This window comes from Microbacterium sp. Leaf351 (assembly GCF_001423825.1).
Taxonomy (GTDB): domain Bacteria; phylum Actinomycetota; class Actinomycetes; order Actinomycetales; family Microbacteriaceae; genus Microbacterium; species Microbacterium ginsengisoli.
The window spans coordinates 10625-10877 of record NZ_LMPK01000035.1; the positions used below are offsets into that span (position 1 = coordinate 10625).

Consider the following 253-nt stretch of genomic DNA (forward strand, 5'->3'; position numbering starts at 1 on the left):
GGCGTCTCGGCTCCGGCCGGGGCGCCCTCGGCGCTCGTCAGACCCGGCGGCGCCGGGTGGTGAGCCGAACACCCGGCAGCGGCGGGGCCGGGATCCGCTCATCGCCGTGGTCGACGACGCGGCCGAAGCGCTCGGCCCCCGCCTCCCAGGAGTCCCGGGCGGCGACGATCTCCTCGTGCGTGCGCGCGACGAAGTTCCACCACATCACGATGTCGTCCTCGAACGGCTCGCCACCGAGCAGGAACAGCGTCGC

At 75.1% G+C, this 253-nt stretch carries 1 protein-coding gene; it reads right to left on the minus strand.

Annotated elements, in window-relative coordinates; all coding sequences use genetic code 11:
- Positions 1–37: 37 nt before the first annotated feature.
- On the minus strand, positions 38–253 hold a 216-nt coding region (locus ASG00_RS18200), incomplete at its 5' end, for a pirin-like C-terminal cupin domain-containing protein (RefSeq protein WP_327037510.1).